At 62.1% G+C, this 670-nt stretch carries 2 protein-coding genes; one reads left to right on the forward strand and one right to left on the reverse strand.

The window, feature by feature from the left end:
• Positions 1-316, reverse strand: a 316-nt coding sequence (locus tag NS184_RS17580) for a helix-turn-helix domain-containing protein (protein WP_083513799.1), incomplete at its 3' end; no start/stop codon positions are given.
• A gap of 92 nt (positions 317-408) precedes the next feature.
• Between NS184_RS17580 and NS184_RS16730 the strand changes: the two genes are divergently transcribed.
• The gene (locus NS184_RS16730; RefSeq protein WP_058727204.1) at positions 409-618 is read left to right on the forward strand and encodes a hypothetical protein; all 210 of its coding nucleotides are present in this window, start codon (positions 409-411) and stop codon (positions 616-618) included.
• Positions 619-670 lie beyond the last annotated feature (52 nt).

A 670-nucleotide genomic window follows, 5' to 3' on the forward strand; every position in this document is an offset into this window, starting at 1 on the left:
CGGAGCGGTTGCGCAGCGGGATGACTGGATTGTGCCCACGTACCTCTGACACTCGCTCGGATTCAGCAGCCATCTTCTCGGCGTCGCGCAGAGCTTCCGAGTACAGATCCAACGCGGGGCGGTCACCGATGGCCTCGACGATGCGGAGGAAGTTTGGGGCTGACAGCTCGAGCTTGCCGTTGAGATATCGCCCGAGACTGGATTCGCTGATACCCGTGCGTTCCGCAAGGTCCGAGCGAGTCAAGCCCTTCTTCTTGTAGGCACCGGTCAGGACTGCCCCTAGCGCGGGCGTGATGAAGTCTGCTGCATCTGGCACTTCACCAGACTAGACCAGAAGGACGCCAAATCTGCCAAAAAAGATGCCGTACGTGCTTGCACAGGTCAGATCTGACCAGTAAGGTGGCAGACATGAACCGCAGGAGGACCGCCGAGACGATCGCCACCGCGATCGTCGCATCCGGCACCGACACCGCAACCGTTGCGAACGCCGCTGGCGTGCCCGTCGCGAGCCTCGTTGAGCACCTCCACACCGGAGAGCTCACGATGCCCGAGATCGTGCGCGTCAGCGGCGTTCTTCGTTTGCGCCCCGAAGACCTGTTCGCAGGAGCCGCAGCATGAACACTCTCGAGAAGCTCGCCTACTCGATCCCCAACTTCGCCACCGCGGTCGA

Source organism: Curtobacterium luteum, assembly GCF_001475545.1.
Lineage (GTDB): Bacteria > Actinomycetota > Actinomycetes > Actinomycetales > Microbacteriaceae > Curtobacterium > Curtobacterium luteum_A.